The 20,877-nt window shown below is 71.6% G+C and carries 19 protein-coding genes; 9 read left to right on the forward strand and 10 right to left on the reverse strand.

From position 1 onward, the window contains the following. Positions 1-1,115 (forward strand): type VII secretion-associated serine protease mycosin (gene mycP, locus I0C86_RS28715; protein WP_196204434.1); only part of this gene is annotated, 1,115 nt, incomplete at its 5' end. A 129-nt stretch (positions 1,116-1,244) separates the two neighbouring features. Here mycP and I0C86_RS28720 read toward each other — a convergent pair. The 3 genes from I0C86_RS28720 to eccB form a co-directional block, all read right to left on the reverse strand. After that, positions 1,245-1,538: a WXG100 family type VII secretion target gene (locus I0C86_RS28720; protein WP_192765786.1), complete on the reverse strand. Its 294-nt coding sequence runs from the start codon at positions 1,536-1,538 to the stop codon at positions 1,245-1,247. Between the two features lie 22 nt (positions 1,539-1,560). Then, positions 1,561-1,881 (reverse strand): WXG100 family type VII secretion target, encoded by a 321-nt coding sequence (locus I0C86_RS28725; protein ID WP_196204435.1) that lies wholly within the window; start codon positions 1,879-1,881, stop codon positions 1,561-1,563. A 258-nt stretch (positions 1,882-2,139) separates the two neighbouring features. Continuing rightward, positions 2,140-3,528, reverse strand: coding sequence for a type VII secretion protein EccB (gene eccB / locus I0C86_RS28730; protein ID WP_196204436.1), 1,389 nt, complete (start codon positions 3,526-3,528; stop codon positions 2,140-2,142). A 101-nt stretch (positions 3,529-3,629) separates the two neighbouring features. Here eccB and eccE point away from each other — a divergent pair, with 101 nt between their 5' ends. The 3 genes from eccE to rarD all read left to right on the forward strand — a co-directional run bounded on the left by eccE (position 3,630) and on the right by rarD (position 7,081). Then, complete coding sequence (gene eccE, locus I0C86_RS28735; RefSeq protein ID WP_323373895.1) at positions 3,630-5,507, forward strand: type VII secretion protein EccE; 1,878 nt, start codon at positions 3,630-3,632, stop codon at positions 5,505-5,507. A 144-nt stretch (positions 5,508-5,651) separates the two neighbouring features. Beyond that, entirely contained in the window at positions 5,652-6,152 is a 501-nt protein-coding gene (locus tag I0C86_RS28740; RefSeq protein WP_196204437.1) for a GNAT family N-acetyltransferase, read from the forward strand. Then, complete coding sequence (rarD, locus tag I0C86_RS28745) at positions 6,149-7,081, forward strand: EamA family transporter RarD (RefSeq protein ID WP_196204438.1); 933 nt, start codon at positions 6,149-6,151, stop codon at positions 7,079-7,081. The genes I0C86_RS28740 and rarD overlap by 4 nt, the downstream gene beginning before the upstream one ends. A gap of 34 nt (positions 7,082-7,115) precedes the next feature. Here the strand turns inward: rarD and I0C86_RS28750 are convergent, their stop codons facing one another. Continuing rightward, on the reverse strand, positions 7,116-8,327 hold the full coding sequence (locus I0C86_RS28750) for a glycosyltransferase (RefSeq protein ID WP_323373896.1): 1,212 nt from the start codon (positions 8,325-8,327) through the stop codon (positions 7,116-7,118). Further along, positions 8,324-9,343, reverse strand: coding sequence for a glycosyltransferase family 2 protein (locus I0C86_RS28755; protein WP_196204439.1), 1,020 nt, complete (start codon positions 9,341-9,343; stop codon positions 8,324-8,326). Before I0C86_RS28755 ends, I0C86_RS28750 begins: the two co-directional genes overlap by 4 nt. A gap of 325 nt (positions 9,344-9,668) precedes the next feature. On the opposite strand from I0C86_RS28755, the gene I0C86_RS28760 reads away from it, so the two are divergent. Further along, positions 9,669-11,267, forward strand: a complete 1,599-nt coding sequence (locus I0C86_RS28760) for a glycosyltransferase family 2 protein (RefSeq protein ID WP_196204440.1) — start codon at positions 9,669-9,671, stop codon at positions 11,265-11,267. A gap of 11 nt (positions 11,268-11,278) precedes the next feature. On the opposite strand, the gene I0C86_RS28765 is transcribed toward I0C86_RS28760, so the two are convergent. Further along, on the reverse strand, positions 11,279-11,956 hold the full coding sequence (locus tag I0C86_RS28765) for a TetR/AcrR family transcriptional regulator (RefSeq protein ID WP_196204441.1): 678 nt from the start codon (positions 11,954-11,956) through the stop codon (positions 11,279-11,281). Between the two features lie 92 nt (positions 11,957-12,048). Between I0C86_RS28765 and I0C86_RS28770 the strand changes: the two genes are divergently transcribed. After that, positions 12,049-13,683, forward strand: coding sequence for an ABC-F family ATP-binding cassette domain-containing protein (locus I0C86_RS28770; RefSeq protein WP_196204442.1), 1,635 nt, complete (start codon positions 12,049-12,051; stop codon positions 13,681-13,683). Here I0C86_RS28770 and I0C86_RS28775 read toward each other — a convergent pair. Next, positions 13,599-14,453, reverse strand: coding sequence for a helix-turn-helix domain-containing protein (locus I0C86_RS28775; RefSeq protein WP_196204459.1), 855 nt, complete (start codon positions 14,451-14,453; stop codon positions 13,599-13,601). The genes I0C86_RS28770 and I0C86_RS28775 overlap by 85 nt on opposite strands. Positions 14,454-14,581: 128 nt before the next feature. Here I0C86_RS28775 and I0C86_RS28780 point away from each other — a divergent pair, with 128 nt between their 5' ends. Beyond that, complete coding sequence (locus tag I0C86_RS28780; RefSeq protein WP_196204443.1) at positions 14,582-15,001, forward strand: hypothetical protein; 420 nt, start codon at positions 14,582-14,584, stop codon at positions 14,999-15,001. A gap of 5 nt (positions 15,002-15,006) precedes the next feature. Here the strand turns inward: I0C86_RS28780 and I0C86_RS28785 are convergent, their stop codons facing one another. After that, positions 15,007-15,696, reverse strand: a complete 690-nt coding sequence (locus tag I0C86_RS28785) for an anti-sigma factor family protein (RefSeq protein WP_196204444.1) — start codon at positions 15,694-15,696, stop codon at positions 15,007-15,009. After that, positions 15,693-16,175 carry a sigma-70 family RNA polymerase sigma factor gene (locus tag I0C86_RS28790; protein WP_230394955.1) on the reverse strand — a complete coding sequence of 161 codons (483 nt, stop codon included), beginning with the start codon at positions 16,173-16,175 and terminating at the stop codon, positions 15,693-15,695. The genes I0C86_RS28785 and I0C86_RS28790 overlap by 4 nt, the downstream gene beginning before the upstream one ends. A 272-nt stretch (positions 16,176-16,447) precedes the next feature. Here I0C86_RS28790 and I0C86_RS28795 point away from each other — a divergent pair, with 272 nt between their 5' ends. Then, positions 16,448-18,580 carry a PhoX family protein gene (locus I0C86_RS28795; protein ID WP_196204445.1) on the forward strand — a complete coding sequence of 711 codons (2,133 nt, stop codon included), beginning with the start codon at positions 16,448-16,450 and terminating at the stop codon, positions 18,578-18,580. A 139-nt stretch (positions 18,581-18,719) separates the two neighbouring features. On the opposite strand, the gene I0C86_RS28800 is transcribed toward I0C86_RS28795, so the two are convergent. Continuing rightward, positions 18,720-19,502, reverse strand: a complete 783-nt coding sequence (locus I0C86_RS28800) for an IclR family transcriptional regulator (protein ID WP_196204446.1) — start codon at positions 19,500-19,502, stop codon at positions 18,720-18,722. A gap of 152 nt (positions 19,503-19,654) precedes the next feature. On the opposite strand from I0C86_RS28800, the gene I0C86_RS28805 reads away from it, so the two are divergent. Then, on the forward strand, positions 19,655-20,851 hold the full coding sequence (locus tag I0C86_RS28805; RefSeq protein WP_196204447.1) for an MFS transporter: 1,197 nt from the start codon (positions 19,655-19,657) through the stop codon (positions 20,849-20,851). Positions 20,852-20,877: the final 26 nt, after the last annotated feature.

Here is a 20,877-nt window from a genome sequence, read left to right on the forward strand (position 1 = left end):
CGCCGGCCGGTTGTGACGACAACAACCCGCCGCCCAAGCCCGTCGCCGCCGTGCCCTGGGCCCAGCGGCGGTACGGCCTGGAACGGCTCGCCCCGCTGGCCACCGGCGCCCGGGTGACAGTCGCGGTGATCGACTCCGGCGTCGACAACACGCATCCCCAACTGAAGGGGCGGGTCATCCCCGGGCGGGACTACCTCGATGCCGGTCTCGACGGGACCCGGGACTGTGTCAGTCACGGCACCGGGGTGGCGAGCATCATCGCGGCGGGCCCCACCCGAGGTGTCGGCTTCCGCGGGCTCGCACCGCAGGTGAAGATCCTGCCGGTCCGGGTCAGCGAACAGAGGGTCATCGGCGGCAAGGAATCGGGCAGGTACGTGGGTGCCGCGAAGTTCGCCGACTCCATCCGGTGGGCGGTAGACAACGGCGCGGACGTGATCAACCTCTCGGTCGTCTTCTACAAGGACGACCCCGCGCTGAAGAGCGCCATCGAGTACGCCCTCGACGAGGACGTCGTGGTGGTGGGTGCCGCCGGCAACCAGAACGCGGAGGGCAACCCCACGCCGTACCCGACGGCGTACGAGGGGGTGATCGGGGTCGGTTCGGTCGACGAGGCCGGCCAGGTCTCGCCCTTCTCCCAGCGGGGACCCTGGGTCGACCTGGTCGCCCCGGGCGCGAAGGTGCTGGTGGCTACGCCGGAGCGGGGACACAAGGAAGACAACGGCACCAGTTTCGCCGCCCCGTTCGTGGCCGGCACCGCCGCACTGATCCGGCAGTACTGGCCGGACCTAAACGCGCGTCAGGTGGCCCAACGCCTCCTCGCCACCACCGATCCGGCGCCGGGTACCGACCACGACGCCTACGGCGCCGGGATCCTCAACCCGTATCGAGCGGTCACCGAGACGGCGGCACCGGCCCGGCGCGCCGCGGCGGCGGGGCTTCCGCCGTACCGGGTCGATCCGGAGGAGGTCGCACGAGCGGAGCGTCGCTCGGTCACCCAGGAGCGGGCGCTGTGGGTCGCCGGCCTCGCCGGTGCCGTCGCCGTGGTCGCCGTGCTGCTCGCCGTCGTGCTGCCGCGCGGCTCACGCCGCCGCTGGCGCCCCGCCGGTCCGGCGTAACCACCGTCCCGCCCCGACCCGGCCGCATCCCGGCGGGAAGTGGCACAGGGTGCGGACAGAAGCAGGTGCCCCGGGGCGCCACGCGGGAAGCGTGGCGGCCCGGGGCAACCTGGATGATGCGAGACGGCCCTACTGGAACAGGCCGGTGTTCTTCTTTTCCGTGCTCACGTAGTCCGCGGCGGACTCGTCCAGCGCCATCTTGATGTCCCGCAGCATGTTCTGCAGGTCCATCGACGCCTGGCGCCACTTCGCCTGCCGAACCGCGTACGCCTCCTTGGCCTCGCCTTCCCAGGTGGAGACGAGCGGAGCCGCGTCCGACTCCAGCTGGTCCAGCTGAGAGTCGAGCGTGTTCAGCGCCTTTTGGATGTCCGCGCTTGCCTGCTGCAGCGCGGCGAAATTGACGACAAGAAGGCCGTCACCCATCGGATCTTCCCTCCCCGGAGGATCAGAGCGGCAGTGAAAGGCCGCCGGTGTTGGTGGCCGACATCCGGCTCGACGCCTCGGTGTCGGACGCGTCGTACTGCGTACCGGAGGTACGGATCGCGGTAGCGGTTTCGCGCAGCGCACGGTGGATCGTTTCCTGGTCCTGCCGCCACTGCTGCTTGACCTGCTCGAACGAGCGGCCACCAGCGCCCTTCCACGCGGTCTGCAGCACCTCGAGCTCACTCATCAAGCTGGTGAGCATGCTTTGCAACGACTGGTCGACCTGCTCGAACTTCTGGGCGGTCTGCTGCATCACTGCTGCTTCTGCCTGCGTCTGAGACACCCCGGAAGTCACCCCGCTCCCTCACTCGTTGTAAACCCCGAGGCGCCCATTGTGGACACCTCGGTCGCGTCCGCCCCCTCTGAGGGGTGCGGCACAGCATGGCAAATTACTCCCGTAGCCGACGGTAGCGGGCCGGGGCAAGGCTTGGATACCCCCTCGGCCGCCCTGTGGACAAACCGTGCCGCCAGAGCCACGAATCGGTCGCCACCGACGGCTGCCGATCGATTCTGGCGAAGTCTGCCCCTCACCCACCACCGCTTATCCCGAGGACGCCGGATTGCGCGCCTTCTCGGGGTCCAAGGCGGGTCCCTGCGGAATGAGCGACACCAGATTCGCCGGCATCCGTACCCGTTTGGCGCTGGCGTACCCCAGATTGCCCAGCACCTCGGCGCTCGTCACCGGATGACGCCGCCCCTGATCGGTGATGACCGAGATCGCGCCGCCGGTGGCTCCCGGCGCGGCCGCGGCCTCGACCACCACGCCCCGGCCGGCCTCCAGCACCACCTGGTCGGCGAGCGCACCGCCCTGTGGCGACTGTGCGGTGGTCGGGGGCGGATCGGCTATTTTGGACAGATCCGCACCGACCCTGATGTTCTGCACCCCACGGTCGTCCGGCACGTCGCCGCAGACCACGCCGCCCTCGGTCGTCGCAATCTTGGGGGTGGTCGCGGGCGCCGCCGCGTCGTCCACCGGCACCAGGTCGCCCTGCTTGCGGGCGGACCCGAAGTTACCCTGGGACATGTTTGTGGCGTCGCCCTGCAACTTGAGGTCGGTGAGCAACAGGTTGGCCTGCAACTCGGTGATGTTGTAGAGGCCGTCCCGCTTGGCCACGACGTACTGGCCGCCGCCGCCCTGACGGTTCACCACGAACACCTCGCCGATCTTGGCACCGGGCACCTCGTCGGAATCCTGCCCCGCATCGGGGATGTCTATCCGCTTCAGGTCCGCCCCGGCGGGCAGCGCGTTGAGCAGGGCCGGCGCCACCGCCAACTTCCGCTCGCCGCCCCAGGTCAGCGCGTCGAGCACCAGCGACACGTCCCGGATCTTGTACCGGCGGTTGTGCCAGAGCAGGTACAGCTCCCCGTTGGGATGCTGGGCGAGCACACCCTCGTCGCCCAGCGACCGCCCGCCGGGCGCCGATTTCCCGATCAGCAGCGTCGACCGCGGGTTGGCGTCGGAACGCTCGGCGGAACAGACCGTCCACCCGCCGCCGAGAAGACGGTTGGTCGGGGGTAGCGACTCGGGCAGGTCCCGGATGCCCAGCAGCACGCCGCGCGGCTCGCCCTCCAGCGACTTGCGCGACACCGAGACGGTCTTCGGTCCGGAGCTGTTGAGGATGAGCAGCGCGGACGCGTAGTTGAGCACCGGATGCAGCTTGTTCTCGTAGTAGACGTACTGCGCGCCCGACTCCTTCTCGACGATCACCGCCGACTGGTTCTTCCACTTGGTGGCACCACCACCGAGGAACACGCCGACCACCACCGAGCCACCCACCGCGATCAGCGCGATCAGCACGCTGGCGAGCGTCGCACCGGCCGCACGCCGGAACGGCGACTGCGCGGGATCGGTCTCGCGCATCACCAGCGCGCCCACCACTCGCTGGACCATGAACTGGTACGAGTGCAACTGGTCCTGCCGCGATGGCATGCGGGCCCCCTCTCCGGTTGGTCCGGCCCATACGATAGGCCCCTGAGCGAATTGCGGGGGGCGGGCCCACGGGCGACGCCCATCCAGGGGAGGCTATCGCGGTGACGGTAACTGCGGCAGACAACAGGGCCCGGTCCGTCGTGCCCGGAGGCAGCCGGATCGACCGGTCGGTACCGGCGCCACTGCCGGCTTCGTCCACGCCGACCCGTTCCGGCCTGCTCGGCGTACGGGCGGGTCAGATCGTGGCGGCACAGGTGGCGATCGCGCTGCTGATCGCCGCCTCCGACTACGGGCCACTCGCGATGGTCGGAGCCGCGCTGGTCGCCGCCGTGGTGGTGCTGCTGACCTGGATCCGACTGCGTCGACGCTGGTTGTTCGAGTGGATCGGCATCGGCCTGCGGTACTCCGCCCGAGGGCGGAACCTGCCGGCGTCGGCCGCACCGGAGGCCCTGCTCGACCTGGTCAACCCCGGTGCCACGGTGGTACCCGCCGATCTGGCCGGGGACGCGGCGTCCCTGATCAGCGACGCCTACGGACTGACCGCGGTGCTGGAGCTGGGCGACCAGGTCGGCATGCTCACCGACGCCTCGCAGGCGCTGCTCTCCCCGGCCAGCCTGCTTCCGGCACCGAGCGCGGAGACGCCGCCGATGCGGGTCCAACTGCTTCTGACCGGTGCGCCGGCACCGACGTTGAGCGCCGGCGGCGGCACGCCCGCCACCTCGTACCGGCAGCTCACCGACGGGCGGCTGCTCGGGCACGAGCGGGCGCTGCTCGCCGTCCGGGTGCTGCGCGCCGACGGCTGGTCCGATGAGGACCTGCGCCGGGCCCTGTCCAGCGCGGTACGCAAGGTGCGCCGCCGTCTCACCCCGGTACCGACCCGGGCGCTCGGCGAACGCGCCGCGCTCGGGGTACTGGCGGAGACGGTGCACCACGACGGCGTGCAGCCGGGCCGGGAGAACTGGCAGGGCGTACAGCTCGGTGGGTTGGTACAGACCACCTTCCGGCTGCGTCGCTGGCCGGACCTGCGGACCGAGGCCGGGCGCCGGTTCGTGCCCCGACTCCTCGCGCTGCCGGCCACGGCGACCACGGTGTCGGTCAGCGCCGGGCCGTGGGCGGGCGCCGGCACCGACAACATCCGGGTGGACATGACGGTACGGCTGGCCGCGAACACCGCACCCGCGCTGAACACCGCCGTCCAGGCCCTGCGCCGGATGCTCTCGGCGGAGCACGCCGGGGCCCGACGGCTCGACGGCGAACAACTCGACGGTGTCGCGGCCACCCTGCCCCTGGGGGTGCTGGGCGCCGGGCCGACCGCGCCGGCACCGGCCACCACCCTGCCGGCGTCCTCCGTGGACGCGCTCGACCTGCCGATCGGCTCGGCGGGATTGATGATCGGCGCCAACCGGCACGGCTCGGCGGTCGTCGCCCGGCTGTTCCGCGCCGAGACCACCCGGGTGGTCCTGATCGGCGGCGTCCGGGCCGCACAGCTCATCGCGCTGCGGGCGATGGCGCTCGGCGCCCGGATCGTCGTACAGACCGCCCGGCCGCGCGCCTGGGAGCCGTTCGTCCGGGGCGCCAGCGGACCGGGGGCGCCGATCGCGGTCATCCCGCCGGGCCGCCCGGTCGGCGGTGCGCCCGGCACCCAGTTGCAGCCGTTGCTGGTCGTGGTCGACGTCGGACCGGTCGCCGCCGATTCGCAGCCGGGACCGGGCTGGCAGGCCAGCCTCGTGGTCCGGGACGAGTTGGCCCCGGTCGACGTCGACGCCGTCTCCCGTGCCGACCTGGTGGTGCTGCAACCGCTCCGGCCGCACGAGGCCCAGCTCGCCGGCATGGCGCTCGGGCTCGGGGACTCGGCCGACTGGCTGACCCGGATCCGGGCCGACATGGTCGGGGTGATCAACCGCCGGGTGCTGCGCTGGGCGCTGCTCTCGGCCACGCCGATCGAGACCCAGTTGATCGGTCCGCCGGCCCGGTTCTGAACCCGGGCGGCCCGGTTCCGACCCCGGTCCGCCCGGTTCCGAGACGCGGCGGCCCGCATCCTGGGCCGCCGCCGGCTCCGGCCCGATGCCACTTGTCGAGAATTGGCTCGGGGTCACCGGACCGGCCGGAGATAACGTCGTCGAGTGCTGTCCATGAAACGAGACGACGGATACGAACTCTCCGGCGACCGCCTCCGCCTGGACCTCGACCGCGTGCACCACTGGCTCTCCACCGACGCCTACTGGGCGCTGGGCCGCCCCCGGGACATGCTGCTGCGGGCGATCGACGGCTCCACGGTCTACGGGGTGTACGCACCGGACGGCGGACCCCAGGTGGCGTTCGCCCGGGTGGTGACGGACGGGGCGACCTTCGCCTGGCTCTGCGACGTGTACGTCGACCCGGCGCGGCGGGGTCACGGGCTGGGCCGCTGGCTTGTCGGTGCCATCCGGGACGACCTGGCCGACCGGGGCGTACGGCGGATCCTGCTCGCCACCCTGGACGCGCACGGCGTGTACACGCCGGTGGGCTTCGCTCCGTTGGCCGATCCAACCCTCTGGATGGAGCTGGACCAGCGGAAGTCGCAGGTGACCCCGCTCACGGGAAAGGGGCCCGATCCCGGAGGAGCCCTTACGGTTGGGTCATGAACCAGGTGCGGCGCGGATACCTCTACGGGCTCGGCGCGTACACCCTGTGGGGTTTCTTTCCGCTCTACATCAGGCTGCTCAAGCCGGCCGGGCCGATCGAGATCCTGGCCCACCGGGTGGTCTGGTCGGTGGTTTTCGTCACGCTGGTGCTGGCGGCGGCCCGCAACTGGGGTTTCCTGCGGAGCCTGCACCGCCGGCCGGCCGCGCTCGCCGGGGTCGTCCTCGCCGCCACGCTGATCGCGGTCAACTGGGGCACCTACATCTACGGCGTGAACTCGGAGCGGGTCGTCGAGACCGCGCTGGGCTACTTCATCAACCCGCTCGTCGTCGTCCTGCTCGGGGTCACCGTGCTCGGCGAGCGGCTGCGGGTCGGCCAGTGGGTCGCGCTCGGCATCGGCGGCGTGGCGGTGGCGGTGCTGGCGGTCGACTACGGCCGGCTGCCGTATCTGGCCCTCACCCTGGCGCTCAGCTTCGGCGGCTACAGCCTGGTGAAGAAGCGGCTCGGGCTGCCCGCCGCCGAGGGCATGTTCGTCGAGTCGGCCGTGCTCGCGCTGCCCGCGCTCGGCTACCTCGGCTGGCTCACCTGGCGATCCGACTCCACCTTCGGCCAGGTCTCCGCCGGACACACCGCGCTGCTGGTGCTGGCCGGTGCCGCCACCGCGATCCCGCTACTGCTCTTCGCGGGCGCGGCGAACCGGCTTCCGCTGACCGGGCTGGGCATGTTGCAGTACCTGGCACCGATCCTCCAGCTCGGCTTCGGCGTACTGGTCTTCCACGAGCCGATGCCGCCGGCCCGGCTGGCCGGCTTCGCACTGGTCTGGCTGGCCCTGGTGGTGTTCACCGTGGACGGGATCCGGCAGGTCCGGCGGTCCCGCGGCGCGCTGTTGGCCGCCACCGTCGAACCCGCCGCCGCCACCGCCACCCACTGATCCGGGCCGGGCTGCCGCTACCTGCCGGCTCCGGCTACCTGCCGGCCGGCAACGCGCTGTCCGGGTGGCCCGGCTGGTCCGGAACCGGCAGTCCGGCCCGACCGGCGACGGTCTCGTACAGCGACTCGAGCAGGCAGGTCTGCTTCCGGAGGTCGAAGTTCTCCACCACGTGCCGCCGCGCCTGGCGGCCCAGTCGGGTCCGTAGCTCGTCGTCGACGAGGAGCCGCGCGATGCTGCCGGCGAGCGCCGGCCGGTCGCCTTCGGCCCCGAGCAGACCCGTCTCGCCGTGCAGCACCGCCTCGGGAATACCGCTGTGGTACGTCGAGACCGTCGGCAGGCCCAGGCTCGACGCCTCCAGAATCGTCGTCGGCAGCCCCTCGGAGTCCCCGTCCGACGCGGTCCTCGACGGCGAGACGAAGATCCTCGACTCGGCCAGATGCCGGGCCACCGCCGCCGGTTGCTGCGCACCGAGGAACGTCGCGGAAAGGCCCAGTGCGGCGGCCCGCTCGCGCATCGGTTGCTCCAGCGGACCCGAGCCGATCAGGAGCAACCGTGGCCGTCGGTCCGGCAGCATTCCGACGGCCTCGATCAGATCGTCGACGCCCTTCTTCTCGACGAACCGGCCGACGAAGACGAGATCCCACTGCTTCGGCCCGGCGGGCGTGGCGGTCGACGGGGCGGCCGGGATCGGAACGCCGGTGTGGTGCACCAGCACCTTGGCGGGATCCGCACCGAGCGCCACCGCCCGGTCCCGGATGAACCCGGAGACGGCGAGCAGGAGGGTGGCCCGATCGAACACCTGACGCAGGTTGCGCCGGTACCGGACGCCCCGTACGCCCGAGGTGTCGGGCTGCCGCGTCACGTCGTAGCCGTGCAGGGTGACGACCAGCGGTACGCCGAGCCGCCGCGCCGAGCCGCTGACGAGCCAACCGTCGTTGCCGAAGTGGGCGTGCACCAGCGCCGGACGCAGCCCGGCCAGCAGGTTCGTCAGTCTCGGCGACTCCCCGGTCAGCCGGAGCCGCAGGAAGGCCCGCCGGCCCGCCGGGGTGTCGGGATAGGCGACCACGTCGGTGTCGGCGGCGATCGCCGAGGGAACCCTGGTGGCGCCGAGGAAGGTCGGCTGCCAGCGCGTCAGCGCAGTGCCCTGGTTCCGGATGAACGTTTCGGAGGCGGCGAGCATTCCGCTACGCCAGATCACGACGCCCGGCTGCGGTCCGGGCCGGTGGTGCGGGGACGACGTACTCACCCGCCGATCCCGCCCGCCTGCCCGGTCGCGACGCGGTGCCGCTCCTGGACGACCGCACCGGCCCGGCCGGCGGCACGGTTGGCACCCGGACGCTTCAGGACCCGGTCCCGCAGGCTGCGTCGCAGTTGCGGCGGGATCAGCCAGATCTGGGCGAACGCCAGGTAGTCGTACACTCCCGGTCGGCCGTGCTGCCGGGCCTCGCGGAGCAGGGTACGGAACACCGTCGCGCTCCGGGTCGGTGCCGCCATGGAGCTGATCACGCTCATCGTGAGCGCCGCGTACGCCCGTGGCGTGAGCAGCGGACGGCTCCGCCGAAGCCACTCGAACTGCTCCTGCCACGACGTGTCGAAGGTGATCCTGGGCCGGTCCTCGTCCTGGTGCCAGAGTACGAGCGGCTCGGCGGCGAAGACGAGGTCCACGTCGTCGTGGCTCAGCGCCCGCAGGGTCCAGTCGAGTTCCTGTAGCCGGCGCAGGCCGACGGTGAACGGAACCCGGCGGAGCAGTTCGGTCGGTGCCATGATCGTCGAGGTCTGGATGAAGCCGTCACCGTGGAACAGTCCACGGCGCACGGTGAGGTACTCGCTGAGCGGCTCGCCCGGCGCCGGTAGCCGGCGGGGCATCACGAACTCGGCGCGCGGGGTGCGGTTGACCAGTCGACTCGCGACGATCGGCATCGGGACCCGGGCGTCGCGCGCCAGGTCGAGCTGGATCGCGAGCTTCTCGGGAAGCCACTCGTCGTCGTCGTCGAGCAGTGCCGTCCACGGTGCGCGGGCGGCACGGACACCGACGTTGCGGGCGTTCGGCGCTCCGCCGGACTCCGGCAGGGCGAGCACGCGCAGCCGGGTGTCGCCGATCGCCGCGAGCGTGTCGCAGGTGGCGTCGTCCGGCCCGTCGACCACGACGAGAACCTCGATGTCGTCCAGGGTCTGCGCCAGCACGCTCCGGACAGCCCGGGTCACCAGCACCGGCCGGTTACGGGTGGGAATCACCACGCTGACGCTAGGTGTAGAGGACATGAAGACCCGCTAACTCAGACATGAAAACGAGGGGTGTATTTCGCGGTGCGATCAAGCACTACCGGCGAAAACAGTATTGGCCGGACGCGGAACGCGGGTTAATTCGCAGCGGCGAATGCGCGTACATTCGAAAGGCGGGAGCCTGCCGTACGGTGTCCCTGGCGGCGACCACCGAACCACCGCTGAGCTGGGATACCTGTGCCCGGGTTCAGGATCGGACGATTGCCGTACACTCGCCGGGGATTCGATCGGCGTCCGGGAAATCGAATTGGTGAATTCGAGGAATCGGGCAGGTGAATTTGAGGGTAATGGAGGCCAGCGGCCAATGGAAACGCCGGATGTCAGCGTGGTGGTGCCGGTCTACAACACCATGCCGTACCTGACCCGGTGCCTGACCTCACTGGTCGGGCAGACCATCGGACCGGCCCGGATGCAGATCATCGCGGTGGACGACGGCTCGACCGACCGCAGCGGCCGGGAACTGGACCGCTTCGCGGCGCGTCATCCGGACCTCTTCACCGTCATCCACCAGGCCAACTCGGGTGGTCCGGCGGGCCCGTGCAACCGGGCCCTGGACGTCGCCACCGGCCGGTACGTCTTCTTCGTCGGCTCCGACGACCACCTCGGCCCCGAGGCCCTGCACCGGCTGGTCACCGCGGCGGACGCGTACGACTCGGACGTGGTGCTGGGCAAGGTCGTCGGCGTGCACAGCCGGCACATCTACCAGGACATCTTCGCCCGCAACGAGGTCGAGATCAGCCTCTTCGACTCTCCGCTGCCGCGCTCGCTGGCCAACACGAAGCTGTTCCGCCGGGACATGCTGGAGCGGTACCGCATCCGCTACCCCGAGGACCTGCCGATCGGCAGCGACCTGCCGTTCACCCTCCAGGCCTGCTACCGGGCCCGGCGGATCTCGGTGCTCGCCGACTACGACTTCTACTTCGCCGTACGGCGGTTCAGCGCCACCAACATCACCTACCTCAGCCGGCACGCCCGGCGGCTGCGGACCGTCGAGGCCAACGTGGCGTTCGTGGCCGGGTTGATCGAGCCCGGCAAGCAGCGGGACGCGGTGCTGGCGTACCGGTTCGACCACGAGATCGCGGGGCTCGTCGAGGACGACCTCCTCCAACTCGACCGGGCCACCCAGCAGCTCGTGCACGACGGAATCGGGCGGCTGGTGGCCGAGCACCTCAGCGACGACATCGCCGACCGGCTGGGCCCGGAGACCCGGATCCGGCTGGCGTTGACCCGGGACGGCACCCTCGACGACCTGCTCGCGGTGATCCGGCAGGACGCCGAGGGCGGGGTGCCCCGTACCGTCGTCGACGGCTCGCGGCGGTACGCGGCGTACCCGGGATTCCGCGACCCCGAGCGGCACCTGCCGGACGCCTGTTTCGACGTCACCTCGGTCCCGGACTGGGCGGCCAAGCTCGACGCCACCGGCCTGGCCTGGGAGGACGACGACCTCGGCCAACGCGTGCTGACCATCACCGCGCACACCCCGGTGCCGCAGCTCGCGGCCGTCGGCGCCGATCCGCTGACGGTGAGCGCGGAGGAGATCCCGGCCGATACCCGGATCATCGCCACCGGTACCGCCGGAACCACCGTACGGATCAGGTTCAGCGCGGCGGACCTGCTCGCCGCCAGCGACCCGACCGGGCAGCGCCGGATCGTATCCGCGCAGGTGGGGACGTTCGAGCCGGACCGCGCCCCGGGTGCGACGAACGCCAACGGCGCGGCCGGGGCGGCCGCCGTCCGCGCGCCCCGCCTGGCCGGTGCGGTGCCACTGGTACGCCGTCGCGGCGCCCGGCTCTACGTGATCACGCCAACCCGGGACAGCTCCGGTCGACTCATGATCTCCGTGGTGCCGGTCACCCCGGGCCGGGTCACCGCCCGCCTGCGCCGGCTGGTACGCCGCCGCTGACGAGCGAGGGCTCAGGTACGCGTCGGCAGCCCGTCGAGCAGGTACGTCAGCCCGCGCCGGAAGGTGTCCTCCCAGTCCCGGTCGTCCAGATGTCCGGTGTCGACGAGCGTGGGATAGCGGTCCCGTTGGGTGGCGAGGTGGTCCCGGGCGGCCTCCCGGGGCTCCGGTGCGTCGAGGCGCTGCCACGACGACAGCGTGACGGCGGACCCGATCACGTAGTTGGCCAGGGCGTGCGTGGCCGCGCCGAGGTCCGGCTCCACCAGCCCGGAGCGCTGGAGTGCCGCCTGGAGGAACTCCGTCCGGGTCAGCACGTTCGGGCCGAGCATCGGCCGGCCGAGCAGTGCCGCCGACCATGGATGGCGCAGCATCGCCGCCCGCCAGTCGAGCAGCAGACCCTCGACGTCGACCCGCCAGTCCCGATCCGACCCGGCGTCTCCGGCCGACCCGTCAGGTAGCCGTACCTCGCCGAAGATGTGGTCCAGGGCCAGGTCGACGACGTCGTCCTTGGTGGCCACGTGCCAGTAGAGCGTGGTGGGACCGGCGTCCAGGTGCTCCGCCAGCCGCCGCATGGTCAGCCCGCCGACGCCCTCCCGGTCCAGCAGTTCCACCGCCGCCGTGACGATCCGGTCCCGGTGCAGCGGTGGTCCGCTCCGGGACGGCCGTTGGGGTCGCAGCCACACACCAGTCATGCGGCGGAGTCTAGTATGGCGGTCGGGTTCTAGAACGCTGTTCTAGAACCCGACCGTTGGTCCGGAACTTCGGACAGCTCGCTGGAGGACCCGTGGCACACATCGAGATCAGGCACCTCGGCTACCGGCTGCCCGACGGCCGTCCGCTGCTCGACGACGTCTCCTTCCGGGTCGGGGACGGCGTCACCGCCGCGCTGGTCGGCCCGAACGGTGCGGGCAAGACCACGCTGCTGCGCCTGGTCGCCGGTGACCTGATCCCGACCGCCGGGGAGATCGTCAGCTCGGGTGGGCTCGGCGTGATGCGCCAGTTCATCGGCTCGATCCGCGACCACCGGACCGTGCACGAGCTACTGCTCTCGGTGGCGCCCGACCGGATCCGGCAGGCCGCCGACAAGCTGATCCGGGCCGAACACGCCCTCGGCGAACACGACGACGAGCCGACCCAGCTCCGCTACGCCCACGCCGTCACCGAGTACGTCGAGGCCGGCGGGTACGACCTCGAAGTCGTCTGGGACGCGGTGACCACGGCGGCGCTCGGCCTGCCGCACGAGCGGGCCGGCAGCCGGGACGTCAACACGCTCTCCGGCGGCGAACAGAAACGCCTCGTCCTGGAGGCGCTGCTGCGCGGCCCGGACCAACTGCTGCTGCTCGACGAACCGGACAACTACCTCGACGTACCGGGCAAGCAGTGGCTGGAGCGACAACTGCGGGCGAGCACCAAGACCGTGCTGCTGGTCTCGCACGACCGGCAACTGCTCGCCGAGGCGGCCGACCGGATCGTCACCGTCGAGGACCGGCAGGTCTGGGTGCACGGCGGCGGGTTCGCCAGCTATCCGGCGGCCCGGCGGGACCGGACCGACCAGCTCGACGACCGGCGCCGACGCTGGGAGGAGGAGCACGCCCGGCTCCGGCACCTGGTACACACCGCCCGGCAGAGCGCCGCGCACAACGACGCGCTCGCCTCCGCGTACCGGGCGGCGCGCAGTCGACTGGCCCGGTTCACCGACGCCGGACCACCGACCCGGCCGCCGAAGGAGCAGAACGTGCGGATCCGGCTGCGCGGCGGGCGTACCGGAAAACAGGCCCTGCTCTGCCACCAGCTCGAACTGATCGGCCTGATGCGACCGTTCGACCTGGAGATCTGGTACGGCGAGCGGGTAGCGGTGCTCGGCTCCAACGGCTCGGGCAAGTCACAGTTCCTCAGGCTGCTGGCGAGCGGCGGCGACCCCGAACCGCCGGACGGCCATCCGGTCGCCCACCGGGGCACGGTGCGGCTCGGCGCCCGCGTCGTACCCGGATTCTTCGCCCAGACCCACGCCCGACCCGACCTGTACGGGCGCACCCCGGCCGACATCCTGATGACCGGACACGCCCTGCTCCGCAACGACGCCATGGCGGCGCTGGCCCGGTACGAGATCGCGCCCGCCTGGAACCAGCCGTTCCAGACCCTCTCCGGCGGAGAGCAGGCCCGGTTGCAGATCCTGCTGCTCGAACTGGCCGGCGCCACCCTGCTGCTGCTCGACGAGCCGACCGACAATCTCGATCTGGCCAGCGCCGACGCCCTGCAACGCGGCCTGGCGGACTTCGCCGGAACGGTCGTCACGGTCACCCACGACCGCTGGTTCGCCGCACACACCGACCGCTATCTGCTCTTCCGCTCGGACGGACGCGTCGAGGAGACCGACGAGCCGGTCTGGACGGAGGCCCGGGTCGCCCGACCCCGCTGAAGTCTGCCGAGGAGGGTTGCGGTCCCCTCGTCGGCGGGTAGGAACGCCTCCAGCCTCAGTTCGGCGATCGTGACGTCGACAGCGGTGCCGAAATGGGTCAGCGTGGTGAGCAGCCGCAGCTCGCCGTCCCCGGTACGCAGTCTCAGCGGCACGGCGAAGCCCAGGTGCTCCGGCCCAGGCCGGCGCGGACGCTCCGGCACCAGCTCGACGAGTTCGCCGACCAGCGCCGCCAGCCGCTCGTCGGGATTGCGTGCCGCCTCCTCGCGGAGCCGGTCGAGCACGTGCCAGGCCCATTCGTCGAGGTTGCGAATCCGCGGTGCCAGGCCGTCCGGGTGCAGCAGGACCCGAGGAACGCTGACCGGCGGTACGAGCAACCGTGGCGCCACCCCGTCGGTCAGCGCGCCGAAGGCGTCGTTGGCCGAGACGAGGTCGCCGTGCCGGTCGACGATCACCGCCGGATAGGGCTGGTGCCCGGCCAGGATGCGTTCCAGCGCGGTGCGGACCGGTGCGAGCGCGGGATCGTCGTACCGGGTCTCCCGGTAGGCCGGGGCGTACCCGGCGGCGAGCAGCAGGGAGTTCCGCTCCCGGATCGGCACCTCCAGTGATTCGGCCAGCCGGACCACCATGGCCCGGCCCGGCACCGACCGCCCGTTCTCGATGAAACTGACATGCCGTTGCGTGGTGCCGGCGCGCACCGCCAACTCCAACTGGCTGACCCCACGCCGGGTACGCCATCCGTGCAGTGCTCCGGCCAGCCCGCCGCGCGTCATGTTGGTGCTCACCGGTCCGTGTCTACCTCCCGGCGGACCGTTCGGCCATTCCCTCCGGGGAATTGCCCAGCCCCACCCCACAGCGCAGAGTCGGGGCCGACAGAAGATTCACGACGAGGGAGTCAGTCATGACCGGTACCGACCCGCGGGCGCTGGCCAGCCGATACGTCGGGGTCTGGAACGAGCCGGACGCCGAGCGGCGCCGCGCGGCCGTCCGCGGGCTGTGGACCGAGGACGCCGCGCACATCCTCCAGCCGCCCCAGGAGATCCGCGAGGCCGTCGCCGGGCTGGGCTTCCCCGCCACCGCCCTCGAAGCCCGTGGCCACGCCGCCCTGGAGGTCCGGGTCACCCGGGCGTACGACGACTTCGTGGCGCCCGGAACGTTCACCTTCAGACTCCGGAACAACGCCGACCGGCTGCACGACGTCGTCAAGTTCAACTGGGAGATGGTCTCCGCCGACGGCGAGGTGGCCGCCGTCGGCCTGGAGATCCTCGTCCTGCACCCCGATGGCCGGATCAGGACCGACTACCAGTTCATCGAGAGCTGACCGGGCTACGGCACGTCGTAGGCGAGCAGCGGGGTGTTGTCGTACCGGACGAGTTCCAGCCGGAGCAGTTCGGACCGGGTGAACCTGGTGAACCCGGTGAAGGTGACGTCGTCGCCGGGTGCGGCCACCCACGAGCCGACCTGCTCCGTCGCGCCGTCCGGGCCGTACGCGACCAGCCGGAAGGTGTACGCCTTCGTGTAGTCCGCCGTCTTCTTGTAGAGGCACTTCATCGTCACCTGGGTGCCCGCCCTCGTGCCGTTGAAGCCGATCTCGGCGCTCACCGGCACGGCACCCCGGACCGGGTGCATGGCGGCCATCCGCACCTCGACGCCGCTACCGCCGTTGCCCAGCGGCAGCAGGCTCGCGCCGAGCCCGACGACGACGGCCAGGCAGGCGGCGGCCAGGGTCATCGCGGCGAGCCGGATCCGGCCGGCCCGACGTTCCCGGCGCCGGGCGGCCACGGCCGCGTCGACCAGTTTCGGCACCCGGGACTCGGCGGGCGGCGGTGCGGAGATCCACTCCAGTCCGGCCGGATCGAGCCGCCCCAGCAGGCCCGGCAGTACGGCGATCTCGGCGACCGCCTCCCGGCAGGCCGGACAGCCGGCCAGATGCCGTTCGTACGCGGTCCGCTCGGCGGGTGACAGGGCGCCCAGCACGTACGCGCCATCATCGTGGGCGTACTCGCAGCGCATCATTCGGTCACCCCCATCTCCGCCAACACCAGGCGCAACGATCGCAGCGCGTAGTGCGTACGCGATTTCACCGTTCCCGGCGGCACTCCCAGCCGGGCGGCCGCCTCGGCCACCGACCGGCCCTGGTAGAAGCACTCCACCAGCACCTCGCGGTGCGGCGGCGACAGCCGGTGCAGCGCCTCCGCGACCGTCCATGCCTCCACCGCGCGATCCGCCTCGTCGACGACCTGCGGCGGCTCCGGCAGGTCGTCGGTGATGACCTCACCGATCCGGGCGCTGCGCCGCCGCCAGGCGTCGATGGCGAGGTTCCTGGCGATGGTGAACAGCCAGGCCCGGACCGATCCCCGCTGCGGGTCCATCGCCTCCGGATGCCGCCAGGCCCGCAGCAGGGTCTCCTGCACCAGGTCCTCGGCCCGCTGCCGGTCACCGCTGGTCAGCCGCAGGGCGTGCGCGAGCAGCGCCTCGCCGTGCTCGTCGTGCATGGCGCGCAGTAGTTGGGCGTCCCGGTCGCTGATGGTGTTCCTCGCTTCCCCCGCCCGCTACGGCTGCCGGACCCCCGTCGCCAGGTTTCACGTAATCCTCGGGCGAACGGTTCAACCCGGCCTCCGGGAGACCCCCTGGCCGGAGGAGTTCACGCGCGGTTCACCGCAGGGCCGGGCGCCGCTCACGGCGTACTCCTACCGTCCGGCAGGCGCACGCCCATGATCGTGGTCCGGGCGGGCATCGGCGAATCCTGCGAGGAGGCTCCATCTCCATGACCGAGCGACCCCGGCTGCTTCCCCTGCTCGGCCCGGCGGGCCACGGCGGACGTGACGCCATGACCTGCATCTACCGGTGCGGCAACGCCTGCTCGCACCCCGTGCCCAACGAGTCGGACAACCCGTACTTCGGAGACGTCGTCCAGGCCGAGGTCACCCGGCGGGGCGTGGTCCGCGCCGGTGCGGTCGGCGCGCTGGTGCTCGGCTTCGGCGGCGCGGCGGCCGGTGCGCTGGTCGGCTCCCCGGCGCTGGCCGCCCCGGCCGGCAAAACCGGACCGGTGGTTCCGGAGGTGGACAGCTTCACCCCGGCCCGGCGCGGTGCCGGCAACGGGGCGCTCACCTTCAAGCCGATCCCGCCGAACAAGCTCGACACCCTGGTCGTGCCGAACGGGTACGACCACCGTGTCGTGATGCGCTGGGGCGACCCGGTGCTTCCCGGTGCCCCCGAACTGGACGTGGACCGGCAGAGTGCGGCCCGGCAGTCCCAGCAGTTCGGCTACAACAACGACTTCGTCGGCGTACTTCCGTTGGACCGCAAGGGCGAGCGTGCCCTGCTGGTGGTCAACCACGAGTACACCAACGAGAACCTGATGTTCCCGAACTTCACCGGCCTGGACGCGATGAGCGTCGAGCAGATCCGGACCGCGATGGCGGCGCACGGGCTCTCCGTCGTCGAACTGGAGCGGGTCGGCCGGAGCGGCGAGTGGAAGCCGGTCCGCGACGGCCGGCTGCGGTACAACCGCCGGATCACGGCGCACGCCACGAAGTTCGACTTCACCGGGCCGGCGGCCGGCTCGGCCTGGCTGAGGACGGCAGCGGACCCGAAGGGCCGGACCGTGATCGGCACCCTGAACAACTGCGCCGGCGGCATCACCCCGTGGGGCACGGTGCTCTCCGGCGAGGAGAACTTCAACCAGTACTTCGTGGGCGGAGACGGCGCCCCGGAAACGCTGAAGCCGAAGCTGGCCCGGTACGGCATCCCGACCAACGCCCGCTACCCCGCAGACAGCCGCAAGTGGGAGCGGGCCGACGAGCGGTTCGACCTGGCCAGGCATCCCAACGAGGCGCACCGGTTCGGCTGGATCGTCGAGGTCGACCCGTTCGACCCGGAGGCCAGGCCGCGCAAGCACACCGCGCTCGGCCGGTTCAAGCACGAGGGCGCGAACGTCATCGTGGCCAAGGACGGGCACGTCGTGGCGTACATGGGCGACGACGAGCGGTTCGACTACCTCTACAAGTTCGTCTCGGACGCCAAGTTCATGAAGGGCGACTCCTGGACCGCCCGGGAGCACAACCTGAGCCTGCTGGAGTCCGGCACGCTGTACGTGGCGAAGCTGGAGTACACGAGCGCCGGTGAGATCGACGGTTCGGGGAAGGTGCCGAGCGACGGCGCGTTCAACGGCACGGGCAGGTGGATCAAGCTGGTCCGGGGCAACGTCTCGTACGTACCCGGGATGACCGCGGCCGACGTGCTCACCTTCACCCGGCTCGCCGGTGACGCGGTCGGAGCGACCAAGATGGACCGTCCGGAGGACGTCGAGCCGAGCCTACTCACCGGCAAGGTGTACGTGGCGCTGACCAACAACACCAACCGGGGCGTCGGCACCAACCCGGCGGCCGACGAGGCGAACCCGCGGATAAACAACAAGCACGGGCACGTGCTGGAGCTGGTCGAGAACAAGGGCGACAACGCCGCCGAGACGTTCACCTGGTCGGTGCCGATCGTCTGCGGCGACCCGGCCGACGCGTCGACGTTCTTCGCCGGGTACGACAAGACCAGGGTGTCGCCGATCTCCTGCCCGGACAACGTCGCGTTCGACGGCTCCGGAAACCTCTGGATCTCGACCGACGGCAACGCGCTCGGCAGCAACGACGGGCTGTTCGCCACGGCCGTCGAGGGGCCGGAGCGGGGCCACCTGAAGCAGTTCCTCACCGTGCCGCTCGGCGCGGAGACCTGTGGGCCGTTCATCAGCACCGACAACCGGTCGGTCTTCGTCGCCGTACAGCATCCGGGTGAGATCACCGGGGCGTCGCTGGAGAACCCCGCGTCGAACTGGCCGGACGGGGACTTCGCCAAGCCCGGTGTGGTGGTCACCTGGCGGCTCGACGGCGGCGTCGTCGGAAGCTGATCCGGAGAACGCGATCCGTGGTCTCCCGCTTCCCCGCAAGGGGGCGGCGGGAGACCACGTCGCGTTCCCGCACCCGTCGCGTTCCCGCACCCGTCGCGTTCCCGCACCCGGACCGGATGCGGGAGGCGTCGGCGCGGGCTCAGACCTCGGTGGCGAGTCCGTCGGCGACGGCGCGGGCCACCGCCAGCAGTTTGGCCCGGACCACCCGCGCCGAGGTCATCATCTCGGCGGCCGGCAGCGCGCAGGCGAGGACCACCCGACGTTCCATGTCCTTGTCCGGGGTGACCAGCACCGCCGCACACGCGACGCCGTGCCGGAACTGACCCAGTTCCAGGTGCATGCCGCGCCGGTCACCGGCGGCCAGGTCGGCCTCGAACGCGTCGCTCGCCACCAGGGTCGCGGAGGTGAACGGCCGCATCCCGTACTCGCGCAGGTAGCGGAACCGCTGCTCCGGGGTGAGGGTGGCGAGCAGCGCCTTGCCCAACGCGGTGGCGTGGGCGCCCTCGTCGAAGCCCGGCACGAGATCCTCCAGGTACGGCGACCTCGGTCCCTCGGCGACCGCCGTGACCGCCACCTGGCCGCCCACGAAGCGGCCCAGATAGTGGCTGTAGCCGGTGTCCGAAGCCGCACGCCGCAGCGACTCGCCCACCGCGGGCGGCCCCCGGAACGCGGTCACCAACTCCCGATACCGGTCGGCCACCTCCAGACCGACGATGTACGTGCCGTCTTCGCGCCTGATCACGTAGCCCTCGTACGCGAGCGTGCGCACCAGGTGGTACGTGGTGGCCACAGTCAACTCGCAACGCCGGGCAATCTGCTTAACGGTGAGGCCCTTCGGTGCCCGTCCGACCGCTTCGAGCACGCGCAAGGCACGCGACACGCTGCGGATCAGGTCCGAAGGTTCCGCCAAGGGGTCGCGCACAACCACCTCCGCCGCCGGGGACTTACACATTATGAGAAACCGGGCGTCTGCGAAATGCCCGTTCGGATCGAGGATGCCAGATCTACGGCGACCGTGCGTGCAGCCACGGACACGAACGGTTCATACGGGCGGCTCGCGTAGGCTCGTCGCAAATGGCCGATTTCCCGGTGGACACCCCTCCAGCCGTAACCTCCGCCCGCCCCACTCGTACCGTCCTCGGCGCCACCATCATCACGATCGCCGGCGTGCTTCCGGTCTTCCTGGTCGGTGGACTCGCCGTGCAACTCGGCGCCGAACTGCACCTCACCCCCGCCCGGCTGGGCCTGGCCGTCGCCGTCTACTTCGGTGTCAGCGCACTCGGCTCGGTCCCGTCCGGTGCCCTCGTCGAGCGCTACGGACCGCGCGTGGTCGCCCGGGGCACCCTGCTACTGGTCGCCGCGACCATGGTCGCCATCGCCGCCGTGGCGCACTCCTATCCCGTCCTGCTGGCCCTGCTGGCGGTCGTCGCCATGGCCAACCCACTCGGCCAGATGGCCAGCAACGCCGCCCTCGCCCATCAGGTGCCGGCCGGCCGGCAGGGCCTCTCGTTCGGCATCAAGCAGGCCGCCATCCCGGCCGGCACCCTGCTGGCCGGAGCCGCCGTACCGGCCGTCGCGTTGACCGTCGGGTGGCGCTGGGCGTTCGTACTCGCCGCCGGGCTCGCCCTGGCCACGCTGCCGCTCGTACCGGCGGGCCGGGGTCCCACCGCCGGATCGGCCCGGAAGCGGAGCGAGCGGACCACTGGGGCCCTTCTGATGCTCGGTCTGGCGGGGACCCTGGCCGCCGGCGCGGCGAACGCCCTCGGCACCTTCCTGGTCTCCTCGGCGGCGGGTCGGGGCCTCTCCCCGGCGCTCGCCGGGCTGGTGCTGACCCTCGGTGGTGCCGTCTGCCTGGTGTCCCGGGTCCTCGGTGGCTGGCTGGCCGACCGGCGTACCGGCGGGCACCTCGACACCATCGCCGGCATGCTCGTGGTCGGTGCGGTCGGGCTGGGCCTGTTGCACCTGGCCAGCCCGGTGGCGCTGGTCGTCGGCGTGGTGCTGGCCTTCGGGTTGGGCTGGGCCTGGCCCGGGTTGCTGAACTTCGCGGTTGTCCGGTTGCATCCCCAGGCGCCGACCACCGCCACCTCGATCACCCAGACCGGGGTATACGCGGGCGGCTGCACCGGCCCGCTCGGCCTGGGCGCGCTCGCCGACCGGTTCGGCTACCCGACAATGTGGCTCGTCGCGGCGGCGGCGATGCTGCTGGCCGCCGGCTTCATGCTGGTCGGCCGCCGGATGCTGCCGCGGCCAGGCACCCCGCTCGCTCGGTGACCGCGGGACTTTCGGGAGTCGACCGG

This window comes from Plantactinospora alkalitolerans (genome assembly GCF_015690345.1).
Lineage (GTDB): Bacteria > Actinomycetota > Actinomycetes > Mycobacteriales > Micromonosporaceae > Plantactinospora > Plantactinospora alkalitolerans.